A 14,576-nucleotide genomic window follows, 5' to 3' on the forward strand; every position below is an offset into this window, starting at 1 on the left:
CGTCGGCCGTACTTCGCTCTGACGTTTCTCGGGATGATCGCGGCTCTATTTGCGTTGTCGATTCCCTCGGCGCAAGGCGCTCCCGGCATCGAGGCTTTCACCGTGGCCGCCAACGGCCAGGGCAGCCAGACCTACACGGTCACGATACAGGTTCTGGCGCTGATGACGGCGCTGACCGTGCTGCCCTCGCTGTTGCTCAGCATGACCTCGTTTACCCGCATCATGATCGTCCTGGCGATCTTGCGGCAGGCACTAGGCGCCGGTCAGACGCCCAACAATCAGGTACTGCTCGGCATTTCGCTGTTTCTGACCCTGTTTACCATGCTGCCGGTGTTCGAGCAGGTGAACGAACAGGCCCTGCAGCCTTATATGAAAGAACAGCTGGCGCCGGGCGCGGCCCTCGAACGAGCCGCGGTTCCGTTCCGCCAGTTCATGCTCAAGCAGACGCGGGAAACCGATTTGGAGCTTTTCGCGCGCATATCCGGCAAGCAGGACATCGCCAGTCCCGAGGCGACGCCATTTTCCTTGCTGGTGCCGGCCTTCATGACCAGCGAGCTGAAGACGGCTTTTCAAATGGGATTTCTTTTGTTCCTGCCGTTTCTGATCATCGATCTGGTGGTGGCCACCATACTGATGTCGATGGGCATGATGATGCTGTCGCCCATGATCGTTTCGCTTCCCTTCAAGCTTTTGCTGTTCGTCCTGGTGGACGGTTGGGCGCTGGTGGTCGAGACGCTCGCGGCGAGTTTTTTCGTCGAGTAGGTCTTTACAGCAGGTATTAGAGCGTTTTTCATCCCGGTGTACGGCTTCGTGTGGGGTGGGAAGAACGTAGGTCGGCAATCCCTTCCCAATCGCAAACGGCATCTCTGGGAGCGCCAGAGCTGCCCTTCCGACAAAGCCCTTTGCCGAGCCAGTACGTCGGCAAGGGATTGCCGACCTACCTATGGGGCTCCCTTACACCGAATCAGAAAATGCTATAGGGAAGAGATGCCGGGATTACCCGTCATTCCGGCACGGATTGCTCGCCCCTTCCCTGGGGCTCGTCCTTCGGACCGTGCTCCGCACGTCCAAATTTGCTCCAGGCAAATTTGTGCCGTGCAAACCGGCAGGATTGCCGATTTGCACGGCGAGAGCCGCTCGGAGGGTGCCGGGCAGGATGGCCCGGTATGACAAACCGGCAGGACAGCCGGTTTGCACGGCGAGAGCCGCTCGGAGGGTGCCGGGCAGGATGGCCCGGCATGACAAATCGGCAGGATTGCCGATTTGCACGCGAAGCGCCCGTAGGGTGCCGCACAGGATGGCCCGGCATGACAAATCGGCAGAGGATTGCCGATTTGCACGCGAAGCGCCCGTAGGGTGCCGCACAGGGACTGTGCGGCATGAATCCAGAGGCCAAGGATGGCGAGGCGTCTACGTCCCTGTAACCTGGACCCCGGCATTCCTTGCCGGGGTGACGATTTGGTTTGACTTTCATTACGAACAGTAAATGACACCCGAAACCATTGCCGCCCTGGGCCAGCAAGCCATGACCGTCACCATGCAGATCAGCGCGCCCATGCTGCTGGTGGCCCTTGCCGTCGGACTCGTGATCGCCCTGTTCCAGGCCGCCACCCAGATCAACGAGATGACCCTTACGTTCGTGCCCAAGCTCATCGCCATGGCCATCGTGCTGATGCTGGCCGGACCCTGGATGCTGCAACTGCTGATCGATTACACCCGGTCGTTGATTCGCAGCATACCCAGCCTGATCGGTTGAAGTCTGTGCAGTTCAGCGAAAGCCAGCTCCTGACTCTGGTCGCCGGCATCGCATGGCCTTTCTTGCGCGTTAGCGCGCTGTTTCTTGCGATACCGATCTTTACCGGCCATATGGTGCCGGTCCGTGTCCGCGTCATGCTGGCGGCGTCCGTCACCTGGCTGATCTCGCCGATGTTGCCGGTCATGCCCGATGCGGAACTATTCAGCTTGTCCGGTTTCTGGATCGCCGTTCAGCAATTCCTGATTGGTCTCGCAATCGGTCTCGTTCTGCACCTGGTTTTCGAAGCCGTCGTTTTCGGCGGGCAGAGCGTCGCCTACAGCATGGGACTGGGTTTTGCGTCCATGGTCGATCCGCAGACCGGCGTGCAGGTTCCGGTCATCGCCCAGTTTTACCAAATCTTGGCGACGCTGCTGTTCCTGGCCATGGACGGACATCTGATACTGATCCGGCTGCTGGTCGACAGCTTTCAAATGCTGCCGGTCGGGTTCGAAGGTTTGAGTGCCGACGGAATGCGGCGGCTGGCGCTCTGGGCGAGCCGCTTGTTTGCTGCGGGAGTTCTGTTTTCCTTGCCGCTGGTAACGGCCTTGCTGTTGGTTAATCTGGGGTTCGGCGTAGCCAGCCGTGCGGCGCCCCAGCTCAATATTTTCTCGGTCGGATTCCCGGTCAGCTTGGGGTTGGGACTGTTTCTGATCGGCATCAGCCTGCCGGACGTTTTAAGCCTCTTTTCCGGCTTTCTCGATGACGGGTATCAAGTGATGACTGCGATTCTGCAGTAGGACTAATTCGATTCGGTATTCGAATGGGCATTAATCGTAGGGTGGGTTAGCGCAGCGTAACCCACCGATCCGAGGTCGCTCGGTGGGTTACGGCCTCGCGGACTAACCCACCATCGATGGGTTTCGCTTCGCTCTACCCATCCTACAAAAATGAATTCCTGTTGAAAGCGATTTGGAATAACCCACCCTTACAAAAGTTAATTCCGTAATTGAAAGCGATTTGAAATAAGGTGTCATGGCCGAGGAATCCGATCAGGAACGAACAGAGGACCCTACCAGTAAACGCCTGAGCGATGCTCGGAAAAAAGGTCAGATTCCGCGTTCCCGCGAATTGAACACTCTTGTTCTTCTGCTGACCGGTTCGGTAGCGATATTCGTCTTTGGCGGCGGCATGGCGCAAAGCCTGTGGCAAATCATGGAGGGAGACTTTCGTCTGAGTCGCCGCGACCTTTTCGATCCTGCGGCGCCGCTTGCCCATCTCGGCCGAGACTTGCTGGCCGCGGGCCAGGTTCTGCTCCCGATCCTCGGTCTTGCCGTTCTGGCTGCCCTGGCCGCTCCCATGGCGCTGGGCGGCTGGAATTTCAGCGGCGAGAACCTGATGCCCAAGCCGGAAAAGCTCAATCCCATGAAGGGCCTGGCTCGCATGGTCTCGGTTCAGGCCCTCGCGGAAGTCGTGAAGTCGGTTCTGAAATTTCTCTTGATCGGTTTTGTGACCGCCGGACTGCTGACGGCTTATTTCGACGATCTCGTCGGTCTCGGTCGCGAGGCTTTGCTTCCGGCGGCGAATCAAACCGCGCGCCTCGTCATGACGTTTATTTTGTGGCTATGCGCTTCGCTGGGGCTGATCGCGATCGTGGACGTGCCCTTTCAGCTCTGGAACCACAAGCGCCAGCTGAAAATGACGCGCCAGGAAGTCAAGGACGAAATGCGCGAAGTCGAAGGCAAACCGGAAGTCAAAAGCCGGATTCGCAGCTTACAGATGGAGCTGGCGCGGCGCCGAATGATGGACGAGGTGCCGAAGGCCGATGTCATCGTGACCAACCCGACCCATTACGCAGTGGCCCTGAGATACGACCAGTCCGGCATGAAAGCGCCCAAAGTCGTCGCCAAGGGCGCGGACCTGGTGGCGGCCCAAATCCGGAATTTGGCCGTGGGTGCCGGTGTGCCGCTCCTGTCCGCGCCGCCGCTCGCCCGCGCGCTCTATGCGTCCACCGATCTCGACCGCGAAATTCCCGCCGGTCTCTATTTCGCGGTTGCCCAGGTTTTGGCTTACGTCTATCAACTCAAGGCGGCCCGGGTTTTCGGCGGCGACATTCCGACGCCGCCGACCGAATTCAAGATCCCGGAAGAATTCTTGCGCAAGGCTGCCGACGCGTAAGCCGCATACTGCCTGTATTTTTTTTCGGAGGGTCCGGCTCTGCGGCCGGTCGGCACGAAACGTGATTGCTGTCGCTGTCACTGAAGGTTACGCACGGGTTTCGTCATGGCCGCAACAGTTTTGGAACGAATCAAAGTCGCCGGCAAACTCGGCTTGGGGGCTCCTCTCGTCATTCTTCTCATGATGATGATGATGGTGCTGCCGCTGCCGCCGTTCATTCTCGATCTGCTGTTCACCTTCAACATCGCGTTTTCGCTGCTGATCCTGCTGGTGACGATTTATACGCTGCGCCCGCTGGATTTCGCCGTGTTTCCGTCGGTCCTGCTGGTCGCCACGCTCCTCCGACTGAGCCTCAACGTGGCCTCGACCCGCGTGGTCCTGCTGGAAGGGCATAAGGGTCCCGACGCGGCCGGCAAGGTGATCGAGGCATTCGGCGAATTCGTGATCGGCGGCAACTACGCCGTGGGTCTGGTGGTGTTCATCATTCTGGTCATCATCAATTTCGTGGTCGTTACCAAGGGCGCCGGGCGCGTGTCGGAAGTCAGCGCGCGGTTCACCCTGGATGCGATGCCCGGCAAGCAGATGGCGATCGATGCCGATCTCAATGCCGGTCTTATCAATCAGGATGAAGCCCGGACGAGACGCCAGGAGGTCTCGCGCGAGGCGGACTTCTACGGATCGATGGACGGTGCCAGCAAGTTCGTCCGGGGCGATGCCATAGCCGGCATCCTCATCTTGCTCATCAACGTGGTCGGCGGGCTGATCGTCGGCATGCTGCAGCACGATCTGGCGTTTTCCGAAGCCCTGCACAATTACACGCTGCTGACCATCGGCGACGGATTGGTGGCTCAGATCCCCTCGCTGTTGCTGTCGGTCGGGTCGGCCATGATCGTGACCCGTGTGTCCAGCAGCAACGAGAACATCGGCGCCCAGTTCAGCGCTCAATTTTTTGCCGATCCGAGGCCTCTTGCGCTTTCCGCCGGCGTGGTCGGACTCTTGGGCCTGATTCCCGGCATGCCGAATCTTGCCTTTTTGCTCCTGGCCGGCGCCATGGGCGCGTCGTCCTATTCCATTTCCAAGCGTCAGCGGCGCGAGCGCGAATTGGCGGAAGCGCGCGTCGCGGCCAGGCCCTCGGCCGCCGCGCCCGAAGTGAAAGAGCTCGGCTGGGACGATGTCGTGCCGGTCGATCTCATCGGGCTGGAAGTGGGCTATCGGCTCATCCCTCTGGTCGACAAGAATCAGGGCGGGCAGCTCATGTCGAAGATTAAGGGCGTGCGCAAGAAGCTGTCCCAGGATCTCGGATTCCTGATCCCCTCGGTGCACATCCGGGACAACCTGGACCTGACTCCCAACGCCTACCGCATCAGCCTGCTCGGCGTCACCGTCGGGGAGGCAGAAGTGTTTCCGGATCGCCTGATGGCCATCAATCCGGGGCGGGTTTACGGAACGCTGAAGGGCGTCGAGGGCAAGGACCCGGCTTTCGGACTGGAGGCCGTCTGGATAGAACCGGATCAGCGCGACCACGCCCAGACGCTCGGTTATACCGTGGTCGATCCCGGTACCGTGGTGGTCACCCATCTCAGCCATTTGTTGCAGTCCCACGCCCACCAGCTGCTCGGACATCAGGAGACGCAGCAGTTACTCGACCTGCTCGCCAAATCGATGCCGCGGCTGGTCGAGGATCTCACGCCGAAAACCCTGCCTCTCAGCGTCATCGTCAAGGTGCTGCAAAACCTTCTTCAGGAGAACGTGCCGATTCGCGATATGCGGACCATCGCCGAAACTTTGGCGGAGTTCGGCGGCAGAAGCCAAGATCCCGGCGTTTTGACGGCGGTGGTGCGTGCCGCACTCGGACGGCTAATCGTCCAGAAAATCAGTGGCATGGAGAAGGAAATCCCGGTTCTGACCCTGGATCCGGACCTGGAACAGTTGTTGCAAAAAATACTGCAAACGGCCGGACACGAGGGCGCCGGCATCGAACCGGGCTTGGCGGAGCAGCTCCACAAATCCTTGGATGAGAAGACGCAGAAGCTGGAAATGGAAGGACATCCCGCCATTCTGCTGGTGTCCTCGCCGGTGCGGCCCTGGTTGGCGCGCTTCGTGCGCCATTCCATCCCCGGGCTCAATGTTTTGGCTTACAACGAGATCCCGGAAGACCGGCAAGTCAGGGTGGTGGCCAGCATCGGCCAGCGCGGCTGAGCCGCCGCGCACAGTCCCGCTGCACTTGCCGGAGTCGTTAGCAAAGTTTTGGGGACAGCTTCCGAAAGACTAGGACATAGGCATGAAGATCAAACGATATTTCGCACCCGATATTCGTCAAGCGATCCGCATGGTCCGCGAAGAGCAGGGGCCGGACGCCGTGATTTTGTCCAACCGCAAAGTGGATGGCGGGGTGGAGATCGTCGCGGCTCGGGACTTCGACGAGCAGCTGTTATTGGATCGTGCGAAATCGGAGTCGCGCGGCGAATCGGAGACGGGCGACGCCGAACCGGTCGCGAAAGCCGAAACGGATACCCGGCGGCGCGCCGAGGACGCCTTTCGCGAGGCTCTTGGAAAGAGCTCGGCCGCACTGGGAGCCGGTTCGGCAGCGACGAGCCTTCGCAAGCCGGCTCCTTCCGTATCGGGCAAAGATATTCGCACAAATCGTCACCCCGGCAGGGAAGGGGCGAGTACTCTCTGCCGGAATGACAATCTTGGAGCTTGTGTAGATACCCATGCCATATCAGGGCGGAGCGAACAGGGCGGTCCTGCGGTCGAACCCGCTGCCGGAAAGCCGGCTTCCCGGCCCGAGCGAGAATCTTCTGTCGAAGCCGTCGTTTCCCAGCCGGCTCCTGCCAAACCGAGCGTCGATGCCGACGCGCTGAAGGAAATGCAACGGGAACTCAAACAGATGCGGCGCGTGATCGACGCCCATTTGAGTGAAACCGGATGGCAGGCCGCGGCGGGCCGAAATCCGACCCGACTGGATCTCTTGCGTCGTTTCGGCGCGCTCGGGTTCTCCAAGAAACTCAGTCTGGAACTGGCCGAGCGCTTGGGCGGCGTCGCCGACGCCGACGTCGCGTGGCAAGCGAGTCAACATGTCTTGGCACGGCAGATCCCGCTGGCCGAAGACAACCTGCTCGATTACGGCGGCGTCGTCGCCCTGGTCGGGCCTACGGGCGTCGGTAAGACGACGACGATTGCCAAGCTGGCGGCCCGGTTCAGACTCAAGCACGGACCGCGCCAAATCGCGCTGATCACCACCGACAACTACCGCATCGGGGCTCATGAGCAGCTCGGGACTTACGGCCGCATCCTCGACGTACCGGTCCGGGCGGCTTCCAGTATCGAGGATCTGCGTCAGCTGCTGTCGAGTTTCTACGATAAGCGCCTGGTACTCATCGACACCGCCGGCATAGGGCAGCGCGACCGGCGCCTGGCCGAGCAAGCTGCACTGTTCAGCCGCGCCGACATGCCCGTCAAATCCTATCTGGTCATGTCCGCGGCCAGCCAGCTACGCGTGATGCAAGAGGCGGTGGAGGCCTTCAAGGTCTTTTCCCCGGAAGCCTGCATTCTGACCAAACTGGACGAAACCGGCCAACTCGGCGCCGCGGTGTCCACGGTGGTGGAGAACCGCTTGCCGGTGTCCTTCGTGTGCGACGGACAGCAGGTCCCGGAAGACCTGCACGTGGCGAGAACTCATCTATTATTAAACCGGTGTTTTGCCGAAAGGTCCGAAGCGGAGACTGTCGGCGCTCCGATGCCTACCTACGAAGACTGGATAGTCCATGCGAATGTTTGATACTGATCAGGCCGACGGAATTCGACGTATGGCACAGCCCAGGCCGGTGCGTGTCTTGGCGGTGAGCAGCGGCAAGGGCGGGGTCGGCAAAACCAATGTCGCCGTCAATCTCGGGGTCAGCCTATCCGAGCTCGGTCGGCACGCGGTTCTGCTGGATGCCGATTTGGGACTCGCAAACGTCGACGTGCTCCTAGGTTTGCAGCCCAAATTCAATCTGTCCCATGTGTTGAGCGGCGAGCGCAGTTTGGACGAAATCCTCGTAGAAGGGCCGTCGGGGCTGAAGATCGTGCCGGCCTCGTCCGGTATTCAGCGCATGTCGGAGCTTACCACTGCGGAACAGGCCGCCGTGATTCGCGCCTTCGGGGAGATGAACCAGGACATCGACGTGCTGCTGGTCGACACGGCAGCGGGTATTTCGGGGGGGGTGGTCAACTTCGCGCGCGCCTGCCAGGACATCATTCTGGTGGTGTGCGACGAGCCTACGTCGCTTACCGACGCTTATGCCTTCATCAAATTGCTGAACCGGGACTACGGCGTTCATCGGTTCCAAATCCTGCCCAATATGGTCCAGGACTATCAACAGGGTCAGGCGTTGTTCGGCAAGCTGTGCCGGGTGACGGACCGCTATCTCGACGTGACGCTCGATCTATTGGGCGTGGTTCCTCGCGACGAGCAATTGAGAAAGGCGGTTCAAAAGCAAACTCCGGTGGTCGTCGCCTATCCGCACAGCAAAGCGGCGCGGGCGTTTCGCGCCTTGGCGCTGAAAATGGATGCCTTGCCGATTTCCGGCCAAGCCAGTGGGCGGCTGGAGTTTTTCGTAGAGCGGATGATTCAGTACCACAGCGCAGCAGCCTTATGAGCGGCATCGCCTTGTACGCATCGGTACAGGCGCCCGGATTGGACGCCATCGTGGGGCAGCACGCGTCACTGGTCAAACGGATTGCCTATCATCTCATGAGCCGGCTGCCGTCCAGCGTGCAAGTGGAGGACTTGATCCAGGCCGGCATGGTGGGCTTGCTGGAAGCAGCCCGCCAGTACGATCACGCTCAGGGCGCGAGTTTCGAAACCTATGCCGGGATCCGGATCCGCGGCGCGATGCTGGATGAGCTGAGGCGCTACGATTGGACGCCGCGCTCGGTTCATCGCAAGGCGCGTGATGTGGCTGAAGCAATGCGTAGCATCGAGGCCAGGACCGGACGCGACGCCCGAGATGCGGAAGTCGCCGAGCATTTGGGACTGTCGCTCTCCGAATACCATCAGGTTCTTCACGATAGTTTGAGCTGTCGCATGTTCAGTTTCGAAGAGTTGTTGGAGGCCGGCGATTCGGCTTTGGACGACTGTGCGGATTCGGCCGCGCCTCCGGTCGAGGTATTGACCCAGTCCGGATTTGCCGAGGCTTTGGCGAACGCGATCGCGGGATTGCCGGAGCGCGAGCGCTTGGTGATTTCGCTCTATTACGAAGAGGAACTCAACCTGCGCGAAATCGGCGAAGTGCTGGGGGTCAGCGAGTCCCGAGTGTGTCAATTGCAAAGCCAGGCCATGTTGCGCCTTAGGGCGAGAATGCAAGGCTGGCTGGATGCGGAGCAATCCGCCGGAGCCCGTTCGAAGGGAAGGCGAAAAGCCGCGCAAGTCTGAGGCCCCGATGAATCGATAATAAAAAATGGTTAACCGGAACGAGGTGAGCGTCCTTGAACAAGAACATGAAAATCCTGGTTGTGGATGACTTTTCCACCATGCGAAGGATCATCAGAAACCTGCTGCGGGAGCTCGGGTTCAACAATATTTTCGAAGCCGACGACGGGCAGAGTGCTCTGCCCAAATTGCAGTCGGGGGGAATCGATTTTCTGATCACCGATTGGAATATGCCCGGAATGACGGGTATCGATCTGCTGCGCGCAGTACGCGCCGATCCGAACCTGGCTCAGTTGCCGGTGTTGATGGTGACCGCCGAGGCGAAGCGGGACCAGATCGTGGAGGCGGCGCAGGCCGGTGTAAACGGCTATGTGATCAAGCCGTTTACCGCGGCCACCCTGCAAGAGAAGATCGAAAAGATCTTCGAACGCCTGGAAGCCTGATCGAACCTTTGGGGGCGGCTAATGATTGACAAGCAACCGTCCGCCGACGGGCGGATCGAACAGGCCCGCGAACTTCTGGCGGCATTGGAGCGCGGCGACGACGAGTCGGCCGACCGTATCCTCGATGATATCGGCCGCGTCCGGGAAACCCTGATGTTTCAGGAAGTCGGCAAGTTGACCCGCCAGCTCCACGACACGCTGGCGAATTTTTCCCTGGACGAAAGAATCGCGGATCTCACGGAGAAAGAAATTCCCGACGCCAAAGAGCGCCTCAACTACGTCATCACCATGACCGAGCAGGCGGCGAACACCACCTTGAATGCAGTCGAATCCATCTTGCCGTTCGCCGAAAGTCTTCGCGAGCAGTCGAACGAACTCAGCGCCCAGTGGCAACGCTTTCGCCAGCGGGAAATGCCTTATGAGGAATTCAAGTCCCTGACTCAAGACCTGGCGCAGTATTTCGACGTTTCCGCGGGGCATTTGCAGACCATTCAGCATAGTCTCACCGAAGTGCTCATGGCGCAGGGATTTCAGGATCTCACCGGCCAGATCATTCGGCGCGTGATCAAGCTCGTTCAGGATCTCGAGCACAGTCTGGTCGAATTGATCCGAATTTCCGGACGGCGCTTCAAGCCCTCCGGCGATAGCGTGCCGGAAACCAAATCGGAACCACTCGGCCCGGCTGTTCCGGGGGTGGACAAGAATACCGTGCAGAATCAAGACGACGTGGACAGTTTGCTGTCGAGTTTGGGTTTCTGAAGGTAAGGCGCAATGGCGATCGATCTCGATGACGAAATCGTTCAGGATTTCTTGGTAGAAGCCGGGGAAATACTGGAAAAGCTCAATGCTCAACTGGTCGAGCTTGAGCAGTCGCCGGACGATTACGATTTATTGAACGCCATTTTTCGCGGTTTTCACACCGTGAAGGGTGGAGCGGGGTTTCTCAATCTTGTCGCCTTGGTCGACGTTTGCCACAACGCCGAAGACGTATTCAACGTGCTTCGACAAGGCGAGCGGCGCGCCGACCCGGCCTTGATGGACGTCATTCTGGAAGTATTGGACGTCGTCAACGCCATGTTTCGGGACATCCGCTCCGGACACGATCCCGAACCGGCCGACCCGTCGCTGATCGATCGGCTGAAAGTTCTCGCCCAGCCGGGAAGCGATTCTACTCTTGTCCCGCCGGCTCCGGCGTCGGTGGAGCCCGAATCCGTTTCGGCGGCCGAACCCGAGAGGCTTCCGTCCGCGATGAATGTTGTGGAACAGGCGCTCGCGGCGATGCTGGAACCCGGCCAAGATGACGATCCGGCCGAGGCGGAATTCGAACCGTTGCCGGATGCGGCGGAGGAGCCGAGCCGGCCCTCGCCCGTCTCGGCGGTTGACTCGAACGGCTCGACTTCGGACGAAATCACCGAAGAAGAATTCGAGCGTCTGCTGGACGAACTTCACGGAAGGGGCAAGCATGGCGGTGTGCCCGATGCGCCAGCGCTAAACACTCCGAATGCCAAATCGCATGATGACATCACCGAGGAAGAATTCGAGCGCTTGCTGGATGAACTCCATGGCAAGGGCAAGCACACCGGCATGCCGAGCGCCGTGGTTCCCGAGGCGCCGAGACCTGTAGCCGAAAGTGATCGCATCACTGAGGAAGAATTCGATCGCCTGCTGGACGAGCTTCATGGCAAAGGCCAGCATGGTGGCGTACCGAAGCAGGAGAGCGCGCGTCCAGCGGCTCTGTCTTCGGCACCTACGGAAGCGCGCAGCGCGACAAGGGAACCGGCCAAGACCGTCAAACCACAGGCGGCCGCGGCAGTTGAAACCACGGTCCGCGTCGATACCCAGCGTCTCGACGAGATCATGAACATGGTCGGCGAGCTGGTCTTGGTTCGCAACCGCTTTCAAACCCTCAAGATCGCGCTCAATGACGAAGAGATTGCCAAGGCGGTCGCCAACCTGGACGTGGTGACCTCGGATCTCCAGCTGTCCGTCATGAAGACGCGCATGCAGCCCATCAAAAAGGTATTCGGCCGCTTTCCCCGCGTGGTGCGGGATTTGGCCAGAAGCCTCAACAAGGAGGTGCAGCTCGAGTTGCGCGGCGAAGAAACCGATCTCGACAAAAATCTTGTCGAGGCCTTGGCAGATCCATTGGTGCATTTGGTTCGCAACGCGGTCGATCACGGCATCGAGACCCCCGGGGAGCGGATCGCAGCGGGTAAGCCGCGCGAGGGCTCGGTCGTTCTGACCGCGTCTCAGGAGGGCAATCATATCGAATTGACCATCGAGGACGACGGCAAAGGCATGGATCCGGACGTGCTCCGGCGCAAGGCCGTGGAAAAGGGACTGATGGACCAGGAGAGCGCCGCCCGCCTGGACGACAAGGATTGTTACAACTTGATTTTCATGCCCGGCTTTTCCACCAAGTCCGAGATTTCCGATATCTCCGGACGAGGTGTCGGCATGGATGTGGTAAAGACCCGAATAGCCCAGATGAACGGCTCGGTAGCCATCGATTCGAGCAAGGGAAAGGGCAGCCGCATCACCATCAAATTGCCGCTGACTTTGGCCATCATGCCGACTTTGATGGTCAAGCTGAACAATCAACCATTCGCTCTTCCGTTGGCGAACGTCGTCGAAATCCTAGACCTCGACCTCACGAAGTCCAATACGGTCGATGGGCAGTTGGTGGTGCTGGTCCGGCAGCGCGCGTTGCCATTGTTTTATCTCAAGGAATGGCTGGTTCCGGGCTACCGGCATGATAGAAATCAGGACGGGAAATGCGGCCATGTAGTGGTGGTGAATGTCGGGGGACGACATGTCGGCTTCGTGGTCGATCATTTGGTCGGACAGGAAGAAGTCGTCATCAAGCCTTTGGGGGCGAAACTCCAAGGGGTATGCGGAATGGCCGGTGCGACGATTACCGGCGACGGAAAAATCGCCCTCATTCTGGATGTACCCGGTTTGATGAAACGGTACGCCTCCTTGCATTAAGCCTAGGACAACTAAGAGGTTTTCATGACGATCAGGGTTTTGGTGGTGGATGACTCGGGCTTCATACGCCGCAGACTGACCGAAATCCTCAACGCCGATGGCGACATGGAGGTCGTAGGAAGCGCCGCCGACGGCGCCGAGGCCGTGCAAAAGGCGGCATCCTTGAATCCGGACGTCATCACCATGGACGTGGATATGCCCGTAATGGATGGTATTACCGCGGTGCGCGAGATCATGAAAGATCGGCCCACGCCGATTCTGATGTTTTCCGCGTCCACCAAAGCGGGCGCCAAGGCTACCTTGGATGCTCTCGAGGCCGGCGCAATGGACTTCATGCCCAAACAATTGCAGGAAATCAGCGGAGACCAGGACTTGGCCAAGCGCATTTTGCGGCGGCGCGTTCGCGATTTGGCCGAGCATGCGGGGAGGCTGAGGCGGCTCCGTCGGCCATCGAGGCCTGTCGCCGCTCCGGTCGTTGCCCGGCCTCCGGCCGCCAAAGCGCAACTTCGGGATTTCCGTTTGCTGGTCATCGCCGCTTCTACCGGCGGCCCGGTGGCTATCCAGAAAGTTCTGACGCAAATTCCGGAGACCGCGTCGGTCCCCATTCTTTTGGTCCAGCACATGCCGGGAAATTTCACCGGCAGCTTTGCCGAACGCCTGGATCAGCTTTGCCGAATTCGGGTCAAGGAGGCCCAGAACGGCGACGAACTGCGACCCGGTGTCGCTCTTCTGGCGCCCGGCGGCTTTCAGTTGGAGCTGAGCGAGCACGGGGCGCGGAAAACCGTCGTCGTTCGGGAGAGCGGAAGCGGGGAACATTTTCGTCCCAGTGCCGATGTCACGTTTAGCTCCATAGCCAAGAACATGCCCGGCAAGGTTCTCGCCATCGTGCTGACCGGCATGGGATCGGACGGAAAGCTCGGAGCGGAAAAATTGAAAGCCAAGGGCGCGGCCATCTGGGCCCAGAACGAGCAGAGTTGCGTCGTTTACGGCATGCCGAAAGCGATCGTCGAAGCTAACCTGGCCGATTGCATCTACGATCTCGATGAAATGGCCGGCGAATTGAAGAATCTTTAGGCATGGACCCTTTAAGCATTATCGGAGTCACTCTCGGGCTCGCCGCCGTTCTAGGCGGCAATTGGCTCGAGGGTGGGCATATCCAGTCACTGCTGAACGGCCCGGCGATAGTGATCGTGTTCGGCGGTACGCTGGGTGCGACCATGCTGCAAACGCCGCCGGCAGCGTTTTTCTATGCCGTCAAAATGCTCAAATGGGTCTTCATGACGCCGCCGATAGATCATAAGGAACAAATCAAGAAAATCGTCAGCTGGAGTGCCTTGGCGCGGCGGGAAGGTCTGCTCGGCTTAGAGACCTTCATCAGCGCCGAGAAAGAACCGCTGGCGAAGAAAGGGCTTCAGTTGCTGGTCGACGGCAACGAGCCCGAGGCCATAAGGGACAGCTTGGAGGTGGAAATATACGCTCGCCAGCAGCGGGATTTGGGCGCGGCCAAGGTATACGAGGCGATGGGCGGCTACGCGCCGACCGTGGGAATCATCGGCGCGGTCATGGGGTTGATTCACGTGATGCAGAATTTGTCCGACCCCAGCAAGCTGGGGAGCGGCATCGCGACGGCATTCGTGGCGACGATTTACGGCGTCGGTCTCGCCAATTTGATCGTTCTTCCCATCGCCAACAAACTGAAATCCCGAGCACAGGCCAATAACCAGGCGCGGGAACTGATTCTGGAAGGAATCATTTCGATCGCGGAAGGCGAGAACCCGCGGAATATCGAAATGAAGCTGACCGGTTTCCTAGACGGATGACT

13 protein-coding genes are annotated in these 14,576 nt (G+C 59.7%); all 13 read left to right on the forward strand.

Annotation, left to right across the window (positions count from 1 at the left end):
• The first annotated feature begins 33 nt into the window (after nt 1–33).
• The 13 genes from fliP to ACR2TX_RS10865 all read left to right on the forward strand — a co-directional run bounded on the left by fliP (nt 34) and on the right by ACR2TX_RS10865 (nt 14,574).
• Nucleotides 34–762: a flagellar type III secretion system pore protein FliP gene (gene fliP / locus ACR2TX_RS10805; protein WP_077730412.1), complete on the forward strand. Its 729-nt coding sequence runs from the start codon at nt 34–36 to the stop codon at nt 760–762.
• Between the two features lie 724 nt (nt 763–1,486).
• Nucleotides 1,487–1,756, forward strand: a complete 270-nt coding sequence (gene fliQ, locus ACR2TX_RS10810) for a flagellar biosynthesis protein FliQ (protein WP_077730352.1) — start codon at nt 1,487–1,489, stop codon at nt 1,754–1,756.
• 5 nt (nt 1,757–1,761) lie between these two features.
• Nucleotides 1,762–2,532 (forward strand): flagellar biosynthetic protein FliR, encoded by a 771-nt coding sequence (fliR, locus tag ACR2TX_RS10815; RefSeq protein ID WP_434132131.1) that lies wholly within the window; start codon nt 1,762–1,764, stop codon nt 2,530–2,532.
• Nucleotides 2,533–2,767: 235 nt separating this feature from the next.
• A complete protein-coding gene (gene flhB, locus ACR2TX_RS10820; RefSeq protein WP_434111617.1) occupies nt 2,768–3,910 on the forward strand; it encodes a flagellar biosynthesis protein FlhB in 1,143 nt (380 codons plus the stop codon).
• A 105-nt stretch (nt 3,911–4,015) separates the two neighbouring features.
• Nucleotides 4,016–6,109, forward strand: coding sequence for a flagellar biosynthesis protein FlhA (gene flhA, locus ACR2TX_RS10825; RefSeq protein ID WP_086135000.1), 2,094 nt, complete (start codon nt 4,016–4,018; stop codon nt 6,107–6,109).
• An 82-nt stretch (nt 6,110–6,191) separates the two neighbouring features.
• Nucleotides 6,192–7,691 carry a flagellar biosynthesis protein FlhF gene (flhF, locus tag ACR2TX_RS10830; RefSeq protein WP_434132133.1) on the forward strand — a complete coding sequence of 500 codons (1,500 nt, stop codon included), beginning with the start codon at nt 6,192–6,194 and terminating at the stop codon, nt 7,689–7,691.
• A 28-nt stretch (nt 7,692–7,719) separates the two neighbouring features.
• Nucleotides 7,720–8,550 (forward strand): MinD/ParA family protein, encoded by an 831-nt coding sequence (locus tag ACR2TX_RS10835; RefSeq protein ID WP_077730357.1) that lies wholly within the window; start codon nt 7,720–7,722, stop codon nt 8,548–8,550.
• The gene (locus tag ACR2TX_RS10840; protein WP_077730358.1) at nt 8,547–9,326 is read left to right on the forward strand and encodes an RNA polymerase sigma factor FliA; all 780 of its coding nucleotides are present in this window, start codon (nt 8,547–8,549) and stop codon (nt 9,324–9,326) included. The genes ACR2TX_RS10835 and ACR2TX_RS10840 overlap by 4 nt, the downstream gene beginning before the upstream one ends.
• 53 nt (nt 9,327–9,379) lie before the next feature.
• Nucleotides 9,380–9,766, forward strand: coding sequence for a chemotaxis response regulator CheY (gene cheY, locus ACR2TX_RS10845; RefSeq protein WP_077730359.1), 387 nt, complete (start codon nt 9,380–9,382; stop codon nt 9,764–9,766).
• Between the two features lie 21 nt (nt 9,767–9,787).
• Entirely contained in the window at nt 9,788–10,525 is a 738-nt protein-coding gene (locus tag ACR2TX_RS10850) for a protein phosphatase CheZ (protein WP_156879650.1), read from the forward strand.
• 12 nt (nt 10,526–10,537) lie between these two features.
• Nucleotides 10,538–12,754 (forward strand): chemotaxis protein CheA, encoded by a 2,217-nt coding sequence (locus ACR2TX_RS10855; RefSeq protein WP_434132137.1) that lies wholly within the window; start codon nt 10,538–10,540, stop codon nt 12,752–12,754.
• A 24-nt stretch (nt 12,755–12,778) separates the two neighbouring features.
• Nucleotides 12,779–13,828, forward strand: a complete 1,050-nt coding sequence (locus tag ACR2TX_RS10860) for a protein-glutamate methylesterase/protein-glutamine glutaminase (RefSeq protein WP_086134996.1) — start codon at nt 12,779–12,781, stop codon at nt 13,826–13,828.
• A gap of 2 nt (nt 13,829–13,830) precedes the next feature.
• Nucleotides 13,831–14,574, forward strand: coding sequence for a flagellar motor protein (locus ACR2TX_RS10865; RefSeq protein ID WP_077730363.1), 744 nt, complete (start codon nt 13,831–13,833; stop codon nt 14,572–14,574).
• Nucleotides 14,575–14,576 lie beyond the last annotated feature (2 nt).

It is taken from the genome of Methylocaldum sp. GT1BB (assembly GCF_051027545.1).
Taxonomy (GTDB): domain Bacteria; phylum Pseudomonadota; class Gammaproteobacteria; order Methylococcales; family Methylococcaceae; genus Methylocaldum.

Excerpts from the sequence above, each read along its gene's own strand:
- fliP (WP_077730412.1), top strand. The coding sequence starts at position 34 with ATGATCGCGGCTCTATTTGCGTTGTCGATTCCCTCGGCGCAAGGCGCT.
- fliQ (WP_077730352.1), top strand. The coding sequence starts at position 1,487 with ATGACACCCGAAACCATTGCCGCCCTGGGCCAGCAAGCCATGACCGTC.
- flhB (WP_434111617.1), top strand. The coding sequence starts at position 2,768 with ATGGCCGAGGAATCCGATCAGGAACGAACAGAGGACCCTACCAGTAAA.
- flhA (WP_086135000.1), top strand. The coding sequence starts at position 4,016 with ATGGCCGCAACAGTTTTGGAACGAATCAAAGTCGCCGGCAAACTCGGC.
- flhF (WP_434132133.1), top strand. The coding sequence starts at position 6,192 with ATGAAGATCAAACGATATTTCGCACCCGATATTCGTCAAGCGATCCGC.
- ACR2TX_RS10835 (WP_077730357.1), top strand. The coding sequence starts at position 7,720 with ATGGCACAGCCCAGGCCGGTGCGTGTCTTGGCGGTGAGCAGCGGCAAG.
- ACR2TX_RS10840 (WP_077730358.1), top strand. The coding sequence starts at position 8,547 with ATGAGCGGCATCGCCTTGTACGCATCGGTACAGGCGCCCGGATTGGAC.
- ACR2TX_RS10850 (WP_156879650.1), top strand. The coding sequence starts at position 9,788 with ATGATTGACAAGCAACCGTCCGCCGACGGGCGGATCGAACAGGCCCGC.
- ACR2TX_RS10855 (WP_434132137.1), top strand. The coding sequence starts at position 10,538 with ATGGCGATCGATCTCGATGACGAAATCGTTCAGGATTTCTTGGTAGAA.
- ACR2TX_RS10860 (WP_086134996.1), top strand. The coding sequence starts at position 12,779 with ATGACGATCAGGGTTTTGGTGGTGGATGACTCGGGCTTCATACGCCGC.
- ACR2TX_RS10865 (WP_077730363.1), top strand. The coding sequence starts at position 13,831 with ATGGACCCTTTAAGCATTATCGGAGTCACTCTCGGGCTCGCCGCCGTT.